At 59.1% G+C, this 16,523-nt stretch carries 15 protein-coding genes; 11 read left to right on the top strand and 4 right to left on the bottom strand.

The window, feature by feature from the left end; all coding sequences use genetic code 11:
- Positions 1–7 precede the first annotated feature (7 nt).
- From ACSOSI_RS21475 to ACSOSI_RS21430, 10 genes are all read left to right on the top strand, one after another.
- The gene (locus ACSOSI_RS21475; RefSeq protein ID WP_135317939.1) at positions 8–802 is read left to right on the top strand and encodes an IclR family transcriptional regulator; all 795 of its coding nucleotides are present in this window, start codon (positions 8–10) and stop codon (positions 800–802) included.
- A gap of 110 nt (positions 803–912) precedes the next feature.
- A complete protein-coding gene (locus ACSOSI_RS21470; protein ID WP_476706105.1) occupies positions 913–1,854 on the top strand; it encodes a VOC family protein in 942 nt (313 codons plus the stop codon).
- On the top strand, positions 1,851–3,062 hold the full coding sequence (locus ACSOSI_RS21465) for an NAD(P)/FAD-dependent oxidoreductase (protein ID WP_476706104.1): 1,212 nt from the start codon (positions 1,851–1,853) through the stop codon (positions 3,060–3,062). Before ACSOSI_RS21470 ends, ACSOSI_RS21465 begins: the two co-directional genes overlap by 4 nt.
- 24 nt (positions 3,063–3,086) lie before the next feature.
- The gene (locus tag ACSOSI_RS21460) at positions 3,087–4,349 is read left to right on the top strand and encodes an MFS transporter (protein ID WP_017893911.1); all 1,263 of its coding nucleotides are present in this window, start codon (positions 3,087–3,089) and stop codon (positions 4,347–4,349) included.
- Between the two features lie 31 nt (positions 4,350–4,380).
- Positions 4,381–4,905, top strand: coding sequence for a cupin domain-containing protein (locus ACSOSI_RS21455; protein WP_012146663.1), 525 nt, complete (start codon positions 4,381–4,383; stop codon positions 4,903–4,905).
- Entirely contained in the window at positions 4,905–5,723 is an 819-nt protein-coding gene (locus tag ACSOSI_RS21450; protein ID WP_476706103.1) for an alpha/beta fold hydrolase, read from the top strand. The genes ACSOSI_RS21455 and ACSOSI_RS21450 overlap by 1 nt, the downstream gene beginning before the upstream one ends.
- Positions 5,720–6,514 (top strand): SDR family oxidoreductase, encoded by a 795-nt coding sequence (locus ACSOSI_RS21445; RefSeq protein WP_112363484.1) that lies wholly within the window; start codon positions 5,720–5,722, stop codon positions 6,512–6,514. The genes ACSOSI_RS21450 and ACSOSI_RS21445 overlap by 4 nt, the downstream gene beginning before the upstream one ends.
- A gap of 17 nt (positions 6,515–6,531) precedes the next feature.
- Positions 6,532–7,326, top strand: a complete 795-nt coding sequence (locus tag ACSOSI_RS21440) for an aspartate dehydrogenase (protein WP_012146660.1) — start codon at positions 6,532–6,534, stop codon at positions 7,324–7,326.
- Positions 7,327–7,341: 15 nt separating this feature from the next.
- Positions 7,342–8,811, top strand: coding sequence for an aldehyde dehydrogenase (locus ACSOSI_RS21435; protein WP_012146659.1), 1,470 nt, complete (start codon positions 7,342–7,344; stop codon positions 8,809–8,811).
- Positions 8,812–8,861: 50 nt separating this feature from the next.
- Positions 8,862–10,502 (top strand): thiamine pyrophosphate-binding protein, encoded by a 1,641-nt coding sequence (locus ACSOSI_RS21430; protein WP_375189112.1) that lies wholly within the window; start codon positions 8,862–8,864, stop codon positions 10,500–10,502.
- 304 nt (positions 10,503–10,806) lie between these two features.
- On the opposite strand, the gene ACSOSI_RS21425 is transcribed toward ACSOSI_RS21430, so the two are convergent.
- Together ACSOSI_RS21425 and loiP are read right to left on the bottom strand one after the other, a co-directional pair.
- On the bottom strand, positions 10,807–11,151 hold the full coding sequence (locus tag ACSOSI_RS21425) for a hypothetical protein (protein ID WP_218217956.1): 345 nt from the start codon (positions 11,149–11,151) through the stop codon (positions 10,807–10,809).
- A 290-nt stretch (positions 11,152–11,441) separates the two neighbouring features.
- The gene (gene loiP / locus ACSOSI_RS21420; protein ID WP_012146657.1) at positions 11,442–12,194 is read right to left on the bottom strand and encodes a metalloprotease LoiP; all 753 of its coding nucleotides are present in this window, start codon (positions 12,192–12,194) and stop codon (positions 11,442–11,444) included.
- A 238-nt stretch (positions 12,195–12,432) separates the two neighbouring features.
- On the opposite strand from loiP, the gene tkt reads away from it, so the two are divergent.
- Positions 12,433–14,427: a transketolase gene (tkt, locus tag ACSOSI_RS21415; protein WP_012146656.1), complete on the top strand. Its 1,995-nt coding sequence runs from the start codon at positions 12,433–12,435 to the stop codon at positions 14,425–14,427.
- 53 nt (positions 14,428–14,480) lie between these two features.
- Here the strand turns inward: tkt and brnQ are convergent, their stop codons facing one another.
- Positions 14,481–15,800: a branched-chain amino acid transport system II carrier protein gene (brnQ, locus tag ACSOSI_RS21410; RefSeq protein ID WP_012146655.1), complete on the bottom strand. Its 1,320-nt coding sequence runs from the start codon at positions 15,798–15,800 to the stop codon at positions 14,481–14,483.
- Positions 15,801–15,949: 149 nt separating this feature from the next.
- Positions 15,950–16,459 (bottom strand): 2OG-Fe dioxygenase family protein, encoded by a 510-nt coding sequence (locus ACSOSI_RS21405; RefSeq protein ID WP_476706102.1) that lies wholly within the window; start codon positions 16,457–16,459, stop codon positions 15,950–15,952.
- Between the last annotated feature and the right edge of the window lie 64 nt (positions 16,460–16,523).

Raw genomic sequence — 16,523 nt, 5'->3', positions numbered from 1 at the left:
GCAGCACATGGCAGACGACCAAGGGTGTAAATATCTGATCCCAGGACTGGATCGCGGATTGCAACTGTTGCTGGCGTTTGGCGAGCAACATAAGGAAATGACCTTTGCCCAATTGCATCGCCTGGTCGATATGCCAAAAGCTACCGCCTATCGCGTGGTGCAAACGCTGGAGCATCTGGGTTTTCTGGAGCGCAATCCACGCACCAACACTTTCTCGCTGGGCATCAAGGTACTGCGCCTGGGCTTTGAATATATTGCCTCACTGGATGTGGCGCAGGCCGGTCAGCCGGTAATAGAACAACTGCGCGATCGCAGCCAGTGCAGCAGTCATCTGGCGATCCGTGATGGACGCGATGTGATCTACATCGCCCGCGTCAGCGCCGCCGGTTCGCAAATCAACCAGGTCAGCGTCGGCACCCGCTTGCCGGTGCACCAAACTTCGCTTGGCCGCATGTTGCTGACCAGCGCCACTCGCGAAGAATTCGAACTGCTGTATCCGCAGGAACAGCTGCCGGGCAGCGGACCGGGCACCCCGGCGGATCGCGAAACGCTGTGGCAAATGGTGCAGCAGGACAAGGCGCGCGGCTATGTGATCGGCGAGTCGTTTTTCCGCCACGGCATCTCTTCCATCGTCTACCCGATCTTCAATCGCGAGCAGCGGGTTGAGGCCGTGATCAGCATTATGGTGCCGTCCGATGAGATCCCAAAAGCGGATCGCGAGCGGTTACGCATGGAGGTGCGGGACGCCGCAGTGAAAATCTCCGGCTTCCTGGGCGCACCGCCGCAGGCTAACGTCGGTTAACTGACGACACCGACTCTTTTACTCAGGCAGGGATAAGGCTCATGGCAAACAGGGGCCGGGGTTCGATCATGCCTGAAAACAGCATTCAACGAGAACGTGAGGCACACTTAATGAGCGTAATCGGAATCGAAAAACTGGAATTTGGCGTCGAAGATCTGCCAACCTGCGAAAAGTTCATGCAGGACTTTGGCCTGTTGGCGGCGCAACAGCACTGGGGCGAAACCCAGCGCGAATTCACTACCCTGAGCGGGGCGCGCGTGGTGCTGCATCCGCTGCAGAGCGAAGCTTTACCCGCGGCATTTGAGGGCGGTTCGACCCTGCGCCGCATGACCTGGGGCGTTGGCAGCCCGGCCGAATTGGCGGCGTTGCAGCCATTGCTGGCGCAGATGCCGGGTTTCCGCCTGGTCGGGGAAGAACTTGAGTGCCTTGATCCGAACGGTATGACGGTACGCTTTTGCGTTAGCCGGCAGAGGGAAGTTGATTTGCCGGTATCGCCGATCAACCAGTGGGGCGACGTGCGCCGCATCGATCAGCCCAGCCCGGTGTATGCCCAGGCGCAGCCGATCAATATCGGCCACGTGGTGTTCTTCGTCGAAGATCTGGCCGCGACCGAGCGCTTCTACCGTGAAGTGTTGGGGTTCCAGGTGTCGGATCGTTATATCGACCGCGCGGTATTCCTGCGTACCCAGACGCGGGGCGGCCACCACAACCTGTTCCTGCTGAAATTGCCTAATCGTCCACGCGGTCTGAATCACGTGGCCTTTACCGTACGCGACATCCACGAGGTGATCGGCGGCGGTATCGCCATGAACAAAGAGAACTGGAGCACCTTTATCGGCCCCGGCCGTCACCCGATCTCCTCGGCCTATTTCTGGTACGTCAACAGCCCGACCGGCGGGGCGTTTGAGTACTACACCAACGACGATTATCTGACCGAAAACTGGCAGCCACGCGAGCTGGAGCACTCACTGGTGTCGTTCACCGAGTGGGCAGTGGAAGGCGGTATTGACCACGATACACGTCGCCAGCATAAAAAGCCGGAGGCGTTATGAGCCAGCCAGAATCGGCGGGCATCCTGATCATCGGCGGCGGGCAGGCCGGGGGTTGGGCAGCGAAAACGCTGCGTGACCGCGGCTACACCGGCAAGCTGACGGTGGTCAGTGACGAACCCTATGACTTTTATGAACGTCCACCGCTTTCCAAGGCGGCGTTGCTGGACGGCAATGCGCCGCTCAGCCGGCTGTTCAGTGAGCAGGTGGTGGCCGGGTTAAACATCAACTGGTGCCGCCCGTTGCGTGCCGAAGCCATTGATGCACAGCAACAAATTGTCACTCTCAGCGACGGCCGACGGCTGCAGTTTGATCAACTGCTGATCGCTACCGGTGGGCGACCGCGTCTGCCGGACGCCCGTTGGGCCAGTCATCCGCGCATTATGACGCTGCGCTCCTGGGACGATGCGACCCGCCTGCGCCAGGCGCTGCAGGGTTGCCGCCGGCTGGCCATCGTCGGTGGCGGTTGGATCGGCCTGGAAATCGCCGCTTCGGCACGGCGTCTCGGGGCTGGAGTAACGGTGTTTGAGCGCCAGCCTGCATTGTGCATGCGCAGCGTGGGTGCGGACGTCTCCCAGGCGTTGCTCGAACTGCATCAGCAGCAGGGCGTAACGGTGCATTGCGGCTGCGGTGACATCCAACTCGAAGATCGTGGCGGCCGCGCCTGGATCGGCAGTGACAGCAGCGATCCTCAGGAGTTTGATCTGGTGGTGGTGGGGATCGGCGTGGAGTTGAATCTGGAACTGGCGCATAGCGCCGGGCTGAAGGTTGACGCCGGCATCGTGGTTGACGGCCAGGGACGCACCAGTCACCCGGCGATCTTCGCCGCCGGAGACGTAGCTCGCCACCCGACGCTGGGTCTGTGCCTGCAATCCTGGGCCTATGCGCAGAATCAGGCGATCAGCACCGCCTGCGCGATGCTGGATGCCTTTGCCTCACCTTACGATGACGTGGCCTGGCTTTGGTCGGATCAATACGACGCCAATATCCAGATCCTCGGCATCCCGACCGGCGGCGTGCATCACGTGGTGCGACGCACGCCGCAGTCACAGGTGTTCTTCACGCTGAATGCCGACCGGCAGTTGGTGCAGATGGTGGCGTTTAACGATGCACGCACCATCAAGCTGGGCAAGCGCTGGCTGGCCAGTGGGCGAGTGTTGGAGCCACAGCAGTTGGCGGACGCGGAGTTTTCTTTGATGGCGTTGAAATAACGCCCGTAACCTCGGGAGCGTTTCATGACTACGCAAGATATTGACGCCCGCGCTGGACGGGTGGGGGAAGCCGTTGCCGAAAATCCGCAGCAGCGGGTGCGCTGGTCGGTGCCGATTGCGCTGTTTGCCTGCGTGCTGCTGGCATTTTTCGACAAGATCAGCATCGCGGCACTGTTTTCCGATAGCGAATTCCAGCAGGCGCTGGGCATCAGTTTTGACCCGGCGCGACTGGGCTTGCTGATGAGTGCATTTTTGTTCTCGTACGGCATTTCTTCGATGCTGCTCAGCGGTATTGGCGACCGGCTGAATCCGGTAAAAGTGTTGATCGGCATGATGGTAGTGTGGGGCGTATTGATGGTGCTGATGGGCCTGGCCCGTTCGTATCACACCATGATGACGCTGCGCATTTTGCTCGGCATTGCCGAAGGCCCACTGTTACCGATGGCCTACGCCATTATCCGCCAGGCCTTCCCGCAGCGGCTGCAGGCGCGTGCCACCATGCTGTGGCTACTCGGCACCCCACTGGGGGCGGCGCTTGGTTTCCCGGTCACGCTATATATCCTCAACACCTTTGACTGGCAGACCACCTTCTTTTTTATGGCGTTTCTGACGCTGCCGGTAATGTTGTTGGTGCTGTTCGGTATGCGTCATCTGAATGTGTCACGCCCGGCCGCCGCTACCGTTTCAAAACCGGCAATCGCCGAACGCAAACAGCATCGCCTTGAGCTGCTGCGCAACCCGCATTTCTGGATGATTTGCCTGTTTAACATCGCCTTCCTGACCTACCTGTGGGGCATGAACGGCTGGCTGCCCAGCTACCTGATCAAGGGCAAAGGTATTCACCTGGAACACGCCGGGTACCTGTCATCGCTGCCGTTTATCGCCATGCTGCTGGGTGAAGTGCTCGGGGCCTGGCTGTCGGACAAACTGGATCGTCGTGCGCTGGCCTGTTTTATCTCGCTGTGCGGTGCCGGGCTGGGGTTGGCCGCGGTGCTGCATATGCAGGGCACCTACAGCGTGATCGCCGCCATGGCCTTCAGCACCTTTATGTGGGGGGCCGGTGCGCCGAACATTTTTGCCCTGCTGGCGAAGGCCACCAGTAGCAAGGTTAGCGCCACCGCCGGCGGTATTTTTAACGGATTGGGTAATTTTGCCGGTGCGCTGGCGCCGGTGCTGATGGGGGCGCTGATCGCCGCCACCGGCAACATGGATAACGGCTTGCTGTTCCTGGTGGTAATGGCCTTTATCGGCTGCATCATTCTGCTGCCGTTGCTGAAGAAATATTGATATCCCATTGATTGAAAAGAGGAGTACCAACATGTCCCAGGTTGAGAAACAAGCCGGCGTCAAGCCGCAGGATCAGTCGATAGAGCATTGGGTGGAATCCCGTATCGCCCGCTTTGAAGGCCGTAAATATGACTGGAACGCGCTGAAATTCCAGGCTGACTACGACCCGAAATACCGCCGCGCGCAGATGCGTTATATCGGCACCGGTGCAACCGGAGTGGTTAACGACACCAATACCATTCCGGCGGGTAACTTTACCTTCTCCACCATGGTGTTGCCGTCGAAATGCGAAGGCCCGCTGCATCTGCACGACGATGTGGAAGAGGTGTTCTTTATGCTGAAGGGCAGTATCACGCTGATGATCCAGGACGGCACGGAGTACTACGAAACCAAGCTGAAAGAGCGCGATCTGATCTCGGTGCCGGCCGGTGTTTATCGTGGGTTGTTCAACCACGGCGAGGAAGAGGCGCTGATGTGCGTGATGCTCGGCACGGCCAAACCGGAAACGCCGACCTACCCGGCAGATCACCCCTTGTCCAAAGTGAAGCGTAACTGATGAACGGCCTGGTTCAACGTCAGCAGGCGCGCTGCGGGAGTTACACCCTGAGCTGGCGTGAAGCGGGGCACGGCCGCCCGGTGGTGTTGCTGCACGGCATCAGCTCCGGTTCGGCCTCGTGGATCAAGCAGTTTAACGATCGTAGCCTGGCCGATGGTCACCGCCTGCTGGCCTGGGATGCCCCGGGCTACGGCGGCAGCCTGCCGCTGACGGTGAACCAGCCGGATGCTACCGCTTACGCCGCCGCGCTGGCGGCGCTGGTGGCCGAATTGCAATTGGATCAGCCGCTGATCGTCGGCCATTCGCTCGGGGCGTTGATCGGCAGCGCCTATGCTGCGGATCATCCCGACGGCCTCTGCGGACTGATATTGGCCGATCCGGCTCAGGGTTATGCCACCGCGCCGGAAGAAAAACGCCAACAGGTTTACGGCCAGCGTAAACAGATGATTGAAACGCTGGGGCCGCAGGGTTACGGCGAACAACGGGCGGCTGCGCTGCTGCGTGATGACGCGGATCCACAGGATATCGCCTGGGTGCGCAACGGCATGCAACAGCTGGATCCGGAAGGTTTTCTCAGCGCCGCCTGGATGCTGGCCAACGACGATATCGGCCGCCATCTGGCGCGTTACCGTGGCCCGTTACAGGTGTGGTGCGGCGACTGTGACCGGATCACACCGCCGGAAGCGGCGGCAATACTGGCGCAGCAGCAGGACGCGCCTCTGAGGTTGATTGAGGGCGCAGGGCACGCCAGCTATCTCGATGCGCCGGAGCAATTTAACCGTTATCTGCAGGACTTTACGGGAGCAATCCAACCATGAATTTTCAGCTTGAGCAACGGGTCGCAGTGGTCACCGGCGGTTCGTCGGGCATCGGTTTTGAGACCCTGCGCCTGCTGTTGGCGGAAGGGGCGAAGGTGGCCTTTTGCGGCCGTAACCCGGACAAACTGGCCGGGGCCGAAGCCAGCCTGCGTAATGAGTTTCCACAGGCGGAGATCCTGGCGCTGTGCTGCGACGTGTTGGACGAGGCGCAGGTGACGCAGTTTGCCGCTCAGGTGACGGCGCACTTCGGCGGGGTGGATCTGTTGATCAACAACGCTGGCCAGGGATTCGTCGCGCATTTTGACCAGACGCCACGTAGCGCCTGGCTGCATGAGGCGGAGCTAAAACTGTTCGGCGTGATTAACCCGGTGCAGGCGTTTTTGCCGGCGCTGGAGCGTTCGGATATCGCTTCAATTACCTGCGTGAACTCACTGCTGGCATTGCAGCCGGAAGAACACATGATCGCTACCTCGGCGGCGCGCGCCGCACTGCTGAACATGACGCTGACGCTGTCGAAAGAGCTGGTGAACAAGGGCATTCGCGTCAACTCGATCCTGTTGGGCATGGTGGAATCCGGCCAATGGAGACGCCGCTTCGACGAGCGCAGCGATAAGGATCAAAACTGGGAGCAGTGGACGGCGGCGATTGCCGAACGTCGCGGCATCCCGATGAAACGCCTCGGTAAGCCACAGGAGCCGGCGCAGGCGCTGTTGTTCCTGGCTTCGCCTTTGGCGTCTTTCACTACCGGTGCGGCGCTTGACGTCTCCGGTGGCTTTAACCGCCATCTTTAACCGCAGGGGCTGAAAAGATGAAGAAGATCATGATGATTGGCTACGGCGCAATGGCCAGAGAAGTGCTTTCCCGCTTGCCGGACGGGGTGAGCGTGGGCTGGATCCTGGCGCGTGCGGCTCATCATGCGGCAATCGACAGTGCCTTCGGTGGCCAGGTGCAGGCGTTAACCCACCCGGATCAGTGTACTGAACAGCCGGATCTGGTGCTGGAATGTGCCAGCCAGCAGGCGGTGGCGGAATTTGGTGAAGCGGTGGTGACGCGCGGCTGGCCGTTGGCGGTGATTTCCACCGGGGCTCTGGCGGATGCGGCGCTGCAGCAGCGGTTGCAGCAGGCCTGTCGGCAGCACCAGGGCCAGTTGATCGTCCTGTCCGGAGCGGTGGCGGGGATGGATGGGCTGGCGTCGGCGCGTGAAGGCGGGCTGGACAGCGTCACCTATCAGGCCTGTAAAAGCCCGGCGAGCTGGCGCGGCAGCATGGCGGAGCAATTGATTGATCTTGATGCCGTGAGCGAGGCGCAGGTGTTTTTTGAAGGTTCAGCGCGTGAGGCGGCGCGGCTGTTCCCTGCCAATGCCAACGTGGCCGCGACCATTGCGCTTAACGGATTGGGGATGGACGCCACCCGGGTGCGGCTACTGGTCGATCCCGCCACCCGACGCAATACCCACCGGCTACAGGTGTGCGGCAATTTCGGTGAGTTTCAGATTGAGCTGAGCGGCAACCCGCTGGCGAGCAATCCCAAAACATCAACCCTGGCGGCGCTGAGCGCGGTACAAGCCTGCCGCCGTCTGGTTGACGGTGGCTTTATTGCCTGAACGGCAGGAGCGAGCATGGAAAAGTTAAAGATTTTTGTAGCTGGGCGCTGGTGTGAAGGGCGTGGCGACGAGATGACCTCGGTGTTTCCGGCCGATGGCAGCGTCAATGCGCAGCTGCGTGCCGCCAGCGTTGAAGACGTCAATGATGCGGTAGCCGCGGCGGAACGCGCCTGGCGTGCGCCCGAGTGGCGTGGGCTGGTGCCGCATCAGCGCGCCAATATTCTGTACCGCGTCAGTAATCTGATTATGGCGCAGCAGGAAGAGTTGGCGCAGTTGCAGACCCGCGACAACGGTAAACCGCTGGCGGAAACCCGTGGGCTGGTGGCCAGTGCGGCGGCAACGGCTCGCTACTTTGCTGCCGCCTGCGAGGTGCTGGAGGGCGAACTGCCGACCCAGCGCAGCGCCGAGGTGATGACGCTGAGCCAGTATCAACCGCTGGGGGTGATCGCGGCGATTACGCCGTGGAACTCGCCGATTGCCAGTGAAATGCAAAAGGTGGCCCCGGCACTGGCGGCGGGCAACGCGGTGATCCTCAAACCGGCCGAAGCCACGCCGCTGATGGCGCTAAAACTGGCGGAGCTGTTTGAACAGGCAGGGCTGCCTGCCGGGCTGCTCAGCGTGCTGCCGGGCAAAGGTTCGGTGATTGGCGAAGCGCTGGCCCGCCACCCGTTAGTGAAAAAGATTTCCTTTACCGGTGGCACCAATACCGGTCGCCATTTGGCGCATATCGCCGCCGAGAAACTGATCCCCACCTCGCTGGAACTGGGCGGTAAGTCGCCGACCATCGTGCTGGAAGATGCGGATTTAGAACAGGCGGCGCGCGGCATCTGCTATGGCATTTTCAGCTCCGCCGGCCAGGCCTGCATCGCCGGTTCGCGGCTGTTTGTGCACCGTTCTTTGTACCAGCCACTGCTGGCGCGGCTGAGTGAACTGGCGGCCGGATTGCGGGTGGGTAATCCACTGACGCCGGGTGTGCATCTCGGCCCGCTGATTAACCAAAAGCATCGCCAAAGCGTGGCGGATTACGTAGCGCTGGCGCAGCAGGAAGGCGGGCGGATAGTGATTGGCGGTGAAGCCCCGGCCGATCCGCAACTGGCCGGCGGCAGCTATTACCTGCCGACGATCATCGAAGGGCTGAGCAATAGCGCCCGCGCCTGTCAGGAAGAGATTTTTGGCCCGGTGCTGGTGGTGTTGCCGTTCGACGACGAGCAGCAGTTGATTGAACAGGCCAATGATTCGGTCTACGGGCTGGCGGCCGGTATCTGGAGCCGTGATTTCCCTCGGGCTATGGCACTGGCGGAGCAATTGGAAACCGGCACGGTGTGGATCAATACCTACAAAACATTCTCCATTTCTACGCCTTTCGGCGGTTTTAAAGAGAGCGGTCTGGGCCGCGAAAAGGGCCTGCACGGCATCAAAGCCTATATGCAGCAAAAAAGCCTGTATCTGGCGCTTAGCCATCAGGTGAATCGCTGGAGCGATTAGTTTTGAGCGACGGTGCGTACCCCTACAACGAACATATAAGAAGGCTGATGATGAGCGAGAAAATAACGGTTGGCGAGGCGATAGCCCGGACTCTGGAACAGTACGAGGTGTCGGCGATGTACGGCATCATTTCGATTCATAATCTGCCGATTGCCGATGCGGTGGGGCAGCGCGGCAACATTCGCTTTGTGCCGGCACGCGGTGAGGCGGGGGCCGTGACCATGGCCGATGCCCACGGCCGTTTCTCCGGTCTGGGCGTGGCCTTGACCAGTACCGGTGCCGGTGCCGGCAATGCGGTCGGTGCGATGATCGAGGCGATGAACGCCAATACGCCGTTGCTGCACATTACCGGTCAGGTGGAAAAAGCCTGGCTGGATGCCGACGCCGGGTTCATTCATGAAACCCGCGATCAATTGGGTTTCCTGCGCGCCTGCTCCAAACGCGCGTATCGGGTTAACTCTGCGGAACAGGCAGTGGCAGTGATCCAACGGGCCATTCTCGACGCGCAGACGGTGCCTTGCGGCCCGGTGGCGGTAGAGATCCCAATCGATATTCAAAGCAGCCTGGTTTCCAGCGCGGTGCTGAGCCAGCCGGTGATGCCTGCGCCACTGCCGCCAGCCAGTGACGACGCGGTTGAACGGCTGTATCAGCGGCTGAAACAGGCCAAACGCCCACTGTTATGGCTGGGCGGCGGTGCGCTGGGCTGCGCTGAGGCGGTGCGTAAACTGGCGGATGCCGGTGTGGCAGTGATCTCCAGCACCCACGGGCGCGGCATTCTGCCTGATAGCCACCCGCGCAGCCTGCGTGCGTTTCATAATTCGCCGAGCATTGAGGCGATCCTGACGCAGTGCGATCTGACGCTGGTGGCCGGTTCACGCCTGCGCAGCAATGAAACCCGTACCTGGACGCTGCCGCTGCCGCGCCCATTGGTGCAGATTGATATTGATCCGGCGGCGGCCAATCGCAACTATCTGGCCGACGAACAAATCAACGGCGACTGTGGTGCCTTGCTTAAAGCACTGGCTGCCCGAGTTAGCCCGGGAGAGAAGGTCAATGCCGAGTGGGATAGCGAAATCGCCCGCGCGGTGCAGCAGGCGGAAAGCGCGCTGCGCCAACAGTCGGGGGAATATGCCAAATTAAACGACGCCATTGCCGCCGCGCTGCCACAGGATGGGCTGCTGGTGCGTGATATCACCGTCTCCGGCAGCGTTTGGGGCAGCCGTTTGTTCCGCGCGATTTCGCCGCTGTGTAACATTCACTCGCTGGCCGGGGCGATTGGCATGGGCTTGCCGATGGCGATTGGTACCGCGATCGCTAACCCGCAGCGCAAGGTGGTCGGGCTGGTGGGCGACGGCGGGTTGGCGTTAGGCCTGGGCGAGCTGGCGACCATGGCGCAGGAGCAGGCCAATATCACTTTGCTGATTATGAACGACGGCGGTTACGGCGTGATGCGCGGCATTCAGGATAAATACTTTGCCGGTCGTCAGTACTATAACGAACTGCACACTCCGGCCTTTACGCTGGTGGCCGAAGCTATGGGGCTGAAAGCCTGGAAGGTCGACAGCGCGGCGCAGTTCAGCGGCGTCTTGGCAGAGGCGATTAACTATCCGGGGCCGTCGGTGGTGGAGGTGGACATGAACAGCATTGGGCCGTTGACCTTCGCTGGACCACCGCAGAAAACCCTGTACTGAGTTGTGACAGATTGAACGACACCTTGATCAGTAAGGTGTCGTTCAAATGAAGTTAATTTTTATTAAATATTCCCAGGGCGTCGACTATCAGTGAAATGGATACTCGTAGCCCAATAATAGCAAGAACCAGCGTGACCAAGTCCACATAGCTGGTCGCCGGTTGTAATATTTTCAATGACGACTTAATGCCAATAAAGTAACAGCCTGGCATCCAGATAATGGAAATTAACGAGTATCTTGCTTTATTCATAAGTTGACGCCTTAATCGCCCCCCACTGAGTGGGGGGATATATACAGAAGAATATTACCAGCGGCATTGACCATTTACGCTATTTGGGGAGCGGTTACCCGCTAGTGCATCTCTGTTATTATTGTTGTTATTTCTATATGGGCTTTTATCAGGGCAGCTTAGGCTTGCCGTCGCAGCCCCCGCAACGGCAAAACCAACCATCGTCCACGGCCCACCAGCCACGCCTGTTAGCGCGCCAGTGATGATGCCAATGCCAACATCATTTGCGCATGTTTTTGGGGCTCCGCCTCCGTTTCGGCCATTATTTCGGCTTCTTCCGCCATTATCGCTACGGTCACCGCCATTATTTCCACGACCACCAGAGATTTGATCGAGTAAAGATGAGTCAATAGTTTTCATAAATAACTCCATTCCATAGTGTTGTTTTATTTCCATAAGGGAACTTAGTATTATATCGTTTCCAGACAACGTTCAATGCCACATGGGTGAATTTTCGTTAAAGATCACAAAAAATAAATGGTTATTATGTGTTGTTGTAAGTTGTTTTATTTATATAAATCTATAAGCGGTTTTGAGGTTTTTTTTAAATGGATTTAATAGGATTGCGCTTTTTTATTTTTTTTGAAAACGGCACCTTAGTCAGTGGGAAGCCCACTTTTGGGTGCCGTTGCTCTGTAGGATAATGAAGTTTACTTGCCTGCCGCGATGCGGTCGCGAATGTGCTGCGCACGCGCTTCCGAGGCCGGGTGGTCGTCGAACATGCTGCTTTGACGGCCGGCTTCCATTTTCGCCAGTTTTTCAAAGCTGGTGACCAGACCGTTCGGATCGATACCGCGTTGTTTCAGCAGGTCGAACGAGTAGTCATCCGCTTCGCTTTCCTGCTTCTGCGAGAACTGGGCATTCACCAGTTTCTCGCCCATGTCCGCCAGTTGTGACTGTGACAACGAGCCGATGATGCCGCCGGTTGAGGCCGCTGCGGTACGCAACGCCACGGTGCCGTAAGCCACTTGCATGGCTTTACGCGTATGGCCCAGTGCCACGTGGCCCATTTCATGGCCCAGCACGCCTTCCACTTCATTATCGGTCATCATGTCCATCAGGCCGCTGTAAACGCGGATACAGCCGTTGGCCATCGCCCAGGCATTCACGTCCTTGGTGACGTAAACCTTGTAGTTGGCCGGCGTGCCGTTGATATTATCACCCAGCGCCGCGGCGATTTTGTTCAGACGCTTGGCATAGGTGCTGTCAGCCGGCGCGATTTGTGCCTTGCTGTCCATCTCCGCGCAGGATTTATCACTCAGGGTTTTTACGTCGTTATTGCTCAACGTCGCCGCCTGGAACGCCTGTGCGCCAGACTGCATCAGGGTATCGGTATTCAGGTTTTGACAGCCGCTTACCAAAGTGGCAATGCTTAATGCAATCAAAGAGGTACGGATCTTCATAAAGCCATCTTCCTGTGATAGTAACAAGGGGGGAGTGCCATTTTAATTTAGGGAAATCTTGCCGTCTGAGACTAGTGTACGCTGACAATCAGGAAAATAGTGTTATTCCGAAAAAACGACCAATTGTGCTAATAAGTTGTGAACTCGCTCTCATTTGGCATTAGGGATTGCCGTTTTAATGCTGAGTCTGAGAAAATAGAAAACTTGACTGATTTTTTAATCCGACCTGGAGTAAAACATGTCCTCTCGTAAAGAGCTTGCCAACGCCATCCGCGCACTCAGCATGGACGCCGTACAAAAAGCAAATTCCGGCCACCCGGGTGCACCTATGGGCATGGCGGACATCGCCGAAGTCCTGTGGCGTGACTACCTGAACCACAACCCGACCAACCCGCACTGGGCTGACCGTGACCGCTTCGTCCTCTCCAACGGCCATGGCTCCATGCTGATTTACAGCCTGTTGCACCTCACCGGCTACGACCTGCCGATGAGCGAGCTGGAAAACTTCCGCCAGCTGCACTCCAAAACCCCGGGCCACCCGGAATACGGCTACACCCCAGGCGTGGAAACCACCACCGGCCCACTGGGTCAGGGCATCGCCAACGCCGTCGGTTTCGCCATTGCCGAACGCACCCTGGGTGCGCAGTTCAACCGCCCGGGTCATGACATCGTCGACCACCACACCTACGCCTTTATGGGCGACGGCTGCATGATGGAAGGCATCTCCCACGAAGTCTGTTCGCTGGCCGGTACCCTCAAGCTCGGCAAACTGACCGCGTTCTACGATGACAACGGCATCTCCATCGACGGTCACGTCGAAGGCTGGTTCACCGACAACACCGCCGAGCGCTTTGAAGCCTACGGCTGGCACGTGGTGCGTCACGTTGATGGCCACAACCCGGACGCCATCAAGGCCGCCATTGAAGAAGCCCGCAAGGTCACCGACAAGCCGTCGCTGCTGATGTGCAAAACCGTGATTGGTTTCGGTTCCCCGAACAAGGCCGGTACCCACGACGTGCACGGTGCTGCGCTGGGCGCCGCCGAAGTGGCCGCCACCCGCGAAGCGCTGGGCTGGAAATACGCCGCCTTCGAAATCCCGCAGGACATCTATGCCCAGTGGGATGCCAAAGAAGCCGGCAAGGCCAAAGAAGCGGCCTGGAACGACAAGTTCGCCGCCTACGCGAAAGCCTTCCCGGAACTGGCTGCCGAGTTCAAACGCCGTGTGAACGGTGAACTGCCGGCCAACTGGAAAGCCGAAGCCAAAGCCTTCGTGGAAAAACTGCAGGCCAACCCGGCCAATATCGCCAGCCGCAAGGCCTCGCAGAACGCACTGGAAACCTTCGGCAAGGTGCTGCCGGAATTCCTCGGCGGCTCCGCTGACCTGGCACCAAGCAACCTGACCATGTGGTCCGGCTCCAAGCCACTCAACGAAGACCTGGCGGGTAACTACATCCACTACGGCGTGCGCGAGTTCGGCATGACCGCCATCACCAACGGCATCGCGCTGCACGGCGGCTTCCTGCCGTACTCGGCGACCTTCCTGATGTTCGTGGAATACGCCCGTAATGCGGTGCGTATGGCGGCGCTGATGAAAATCCGCAACGTGTTCGTCTACACCCATGACTCCATCGGTCTGGGTGAAGACGGCCCGACGCACCAGCCGGTTGAGCAGATGGCCAGCCTGCGCGTGACCCCGAACATGAGCACCTGGCGTCCGTGTGACCAGGTGGAGTCGGCGGTCGCCTGGCAGTACGGCATCGAGCGCAACGACGGCCCGACCACGCTGATTTTCTCACGTCAGAACCTGACCCAGCAGCCGCGTACCGCAGAGCAACTGGCCAACGTTTACCGTGGTGGTTATGTGCTGAAGGACTGCGCCGGGACGCCGGACGTCATTCTGATTGCCACCGGTTCGGAAGTGGGTATCACCGTGGAAGCGGCAGACCAGCTGACTGCGGCGGGCCGCAAGGTGCGCGTGGTCTCCATGCCGTCTACCGACGCGTTCGACAAGCAGGATGCGGCGTACCGTGAATCCGTGCTGCCGGCGGCAGTGAGCGCACGCGTGGCGGTAGAAGCGGGTATCGCGGACTACTGGTACAAGTATGTGGGCCTGAACGGCGCCATCGTGGGTATGACCACCTTTGGTGAGTCAGCCCCGGCAGAGCAGCTGTTCAAAGAGTTTGGCTTCACCGTGGACAACGTGGTGGCCAAGGCGCAGGCACTGCTGAAATAAGCGGTCCTTCGCAAGCTGATAAAAAAACCGGTCATTGACCGGTTTTTTTTATTTTAGGCCATCGTCCCGGCGCGGCGCGGTGCGCGCAACCGATCGTAAACCGCCGCCAGCAACAGCACTAACAGCGTCGGCTGCAACCAAACCAATCCCTGATCCGCCAACGGCAGTTGATCGAACCAGGCCGGCAGCAGGCCGCTGAAGCTGGAGGCCTTTATTCCGTCGGCGAGGCCAAGCAGCAGACTGGTGGCGATCACCGGTGTGAACACGCGGTTGGCGCTGCGCCAACGGCTCTGGCTAAAGCTGAGCAATACCAGGGCGATGCACGGAGGATAGATGGCCGTCAGCACCGGAATCGATACGCGGATCAGATTGGCCAGCCCGAGATTGGACACCAGCATGGCGAACGCAGCGAGGAGGACCACCAGTGAACGGTAAGACAGCGGCAGATAGCGGGAGAAGAAATCGGCGCAGGCGCAGGTCATGCCCACCGCAGTCACCAGACAGGCGATGAACATCAGGATGGCCATAAAGACGCTGCCCAAATCGCCGAAGGTGTGTTGTACATAGGCATGCAGGATTGCCGCGCCGTCTTGCCCATCAGCAACCAGGCCGCCGCTGCCGGCACCCAGCTTGAACATGCAGATATAAACCAGTGTCAGGCCGATGCCGGCAATCAGGCTGGCCCACAGAGTGTAGCGCATCAATAACCCCCGATCGTTGACGCCGCGCGACCGTGCGGCGGTAACGATAATTGAGCCGAACATCAGCGCCGACAGCGTGTCCATCGTCAGATATCCCTGCACAAAACCGGTGGAGAACGCCGCGTCCTGATAGCTGCCGCTGGCGAGGATGGGCGCGCCGGCGGGCCAAATCAACGCGGCGACGCCCAGTGCGGCCAGCGCGAGGATCTTCAGCGGTGCCAGAATATGGCCGACGTTATCCAGCAGCCGCCCGGGGTACAGCGAGATAATCATTGCCAGCGTGAAGAACAGCAGGCTGTAGATAAACTGCTGCAGGGCGCCGTCGCCGGTAAAAGGCGCGATGCCCAAAGCGAAAGAAACGTTGGCGGTGCGCGGTGTGGCGAACAGCGGGCCGAGCGCCAGATAGCAGAGGGTAGCCAGCAGCAGGCCGGCCCTGCGGCCGATTGGTGCGGTCAACAGGCTGATGCTGCCGCCGACACGCGCCAGCGCAATCACCGCGATCACCGGCAGGACGACGGCGGTGACGATAAAGCCTGCGGCGGCCAGCCACAGATGTTCACCGGACTGCAGGCCCACCATTGGCGGGAAAATGATATTGCCGGCGCCGACAAACAGGGCGAAGGTCATAAAGCCCAGGGCGATAATGTCTTTGGGAGATAAGCGTGTTGTCATAACGGTATTGCGTTGCCTGTGTGCGATAAAAACAACCTGGCGCCGGTAAACTCAAGGGCAGGCGCGATGGGCAAACGGGCACCCATAAAAATTTCGGCATGCAGGATATGATATTTTGCCGAGAAAAGCCTGAGTTACGCTGCGATGAATCAGTTCAAAGCTGGAAATAAACCGGTTGCCGGGCAGCAGGGAATAAACGGCAACCGGTTGAAAACGGTACAGACAAATTTATTGATGTCCTGATTCAGCCTGGCGCGCGGGGCTACGCTGACGCCATCGATAATGTAGGCCTTAAAGCGCATTATCGCCTGGAATACCGTGTTTAACTGCAGGTCGTCGTTGATGCCGCGGAAGTGGCGAATTTGCCCCGAATCATGGCGGATAAAGTCTTCCTCGACCGACGGCACAAAAGGCTGGAATTCCAGTCTCTCTATGCGGTCATTATCAAAGTTAAAGCAGAAGCGGCCGTTTCTCGATTTGCGAAAGGGCTGCGTGGGATCGTCCGCCAGGTTATTGCTGACCTGCGTCAGTTTGGTAAAGTCTTCGGGCTGAGCGCCAAGAGCCAATAAAATGTCCTTCATGGTATCACCGGGAATAAACACAGAGCGCTTTTCCTGGTATTCCTTCTTTATAGCGTCAAGCTGAGATAGCTGTTGCATTGCTCTATTGCCTCTTGGATTAGGATAAACTGACAGTTATAAAACCTTGCTGCCGATCTCTTCG

It is taken from the genome of Serratia sp. AR11 (genome assembly GCF_056376275.1).
The sequence above is the reverse complement of the archived record's forward strand: the minus strand, read 5'-3'. Positions and strand labels throughout refer to the sequence as shown.

Coding starts and splice junctions, on each gene's coding strand:
- ACSOSI_RS21475 (WP_135317939.1), top strand. CDS start 8: ATGGCAGACGACCAAGGGTGTAAATATCTGATCCCAGGACTGGATCGC.
- ACSOSI_RS21470 (WP_476706105.1), top strand. CDS start 913: ATGAGCGTAATCGGAATCGAAAAACTGGAATTTGGCGTCGAAGATCTG.
- ACSOSI_RS21465 (WP_476706104.1), top strand. CDS start 1,851: ATGAGCCAGCCAGAATCGGCGGGCATCCTGATCATCGGCGGCGGGCAG.
- ACSOSI_RS21460 (WP_017893911.1), top strand. CDS start 3,087: ATGACTACGCAAGATATTGACGCCCGCGCTGGACGGGTGGGGGAAGCC.
- ACSOSI_RS21455 (WP_012146663.1), top strand. CDS start 4,381: ATGTCCCAGGTTGAGAAACAAGCCGGCGTCAAGCCGCAGGATCAGTCG.
- ACSOSI_RS21450 (WP_476706103.1), top strand. CDS start 4,905: ATGAACGGCCTGGTTCAACGTCAGCAGGCGCGCTGCGGGAGTTACACC.
- ACSOSI_RS21445 (WP_112363484.1), top strand. CDS start 5,720: ATGAATTTTCAGCTTGAGCAACGGGTCGCAGTGGTCACCGGCGGTTCG.
- ACSOSI_RS21440 (WP_012146660.1), top strand. CDS start 6,532: ATGAAGAAGATCATGATGATTGGCTACGGCGCAATGGCCAGAGAAGTG.
- ACSOSI_RS21435 (WP_012146659.1), top strand. CDS start 7,342: ATGGAAAAGTTAAAGATTTTTGTAGCTGGGCGCTGGTGTGAAGGGCGT.
- ACSOSI_RS21430 (WP_375189112.1), top strand. CDS start 8,862: ATGAGCGAGAAAATAACGGTTGGCGAGGCGATAGCCCGGACTCTGGAA.
- ACSOSI_RS21425 (WP_218217956.1), bottom strand. CDS start 11,151: ATGAAAACTATTGACTCATCTTTACTCGATCAAATCTCTGGTGGTCGT.
- loiP (WP_012146657.1), bottom strand. CDS start 12,194: ATGAAGATCCGTACCTCTTTGATTGCATTAAGCATTGCCACTTTGGTA.
- tkt (WP_012146656.1), top strand. CDS start 12,433: ATGTCCTCTCGTAAAGAGCTTGCCAACGCCATCCGCGCACTCAGCATG.
- brnQ (WP_012146655.1), bottom strand. CDS start 15,800: ATGACAACACGCTTATCTCCCAAAGACATTATCGCCCTGGGCTTTATG.
- ACSOSI_RS21405 (WP_476706102.1), bottom strand. CDS start 16,459: ATGCAACAGCTATCTCAGCTTGACGCTATAAAGAAGGAATACCAGGAA.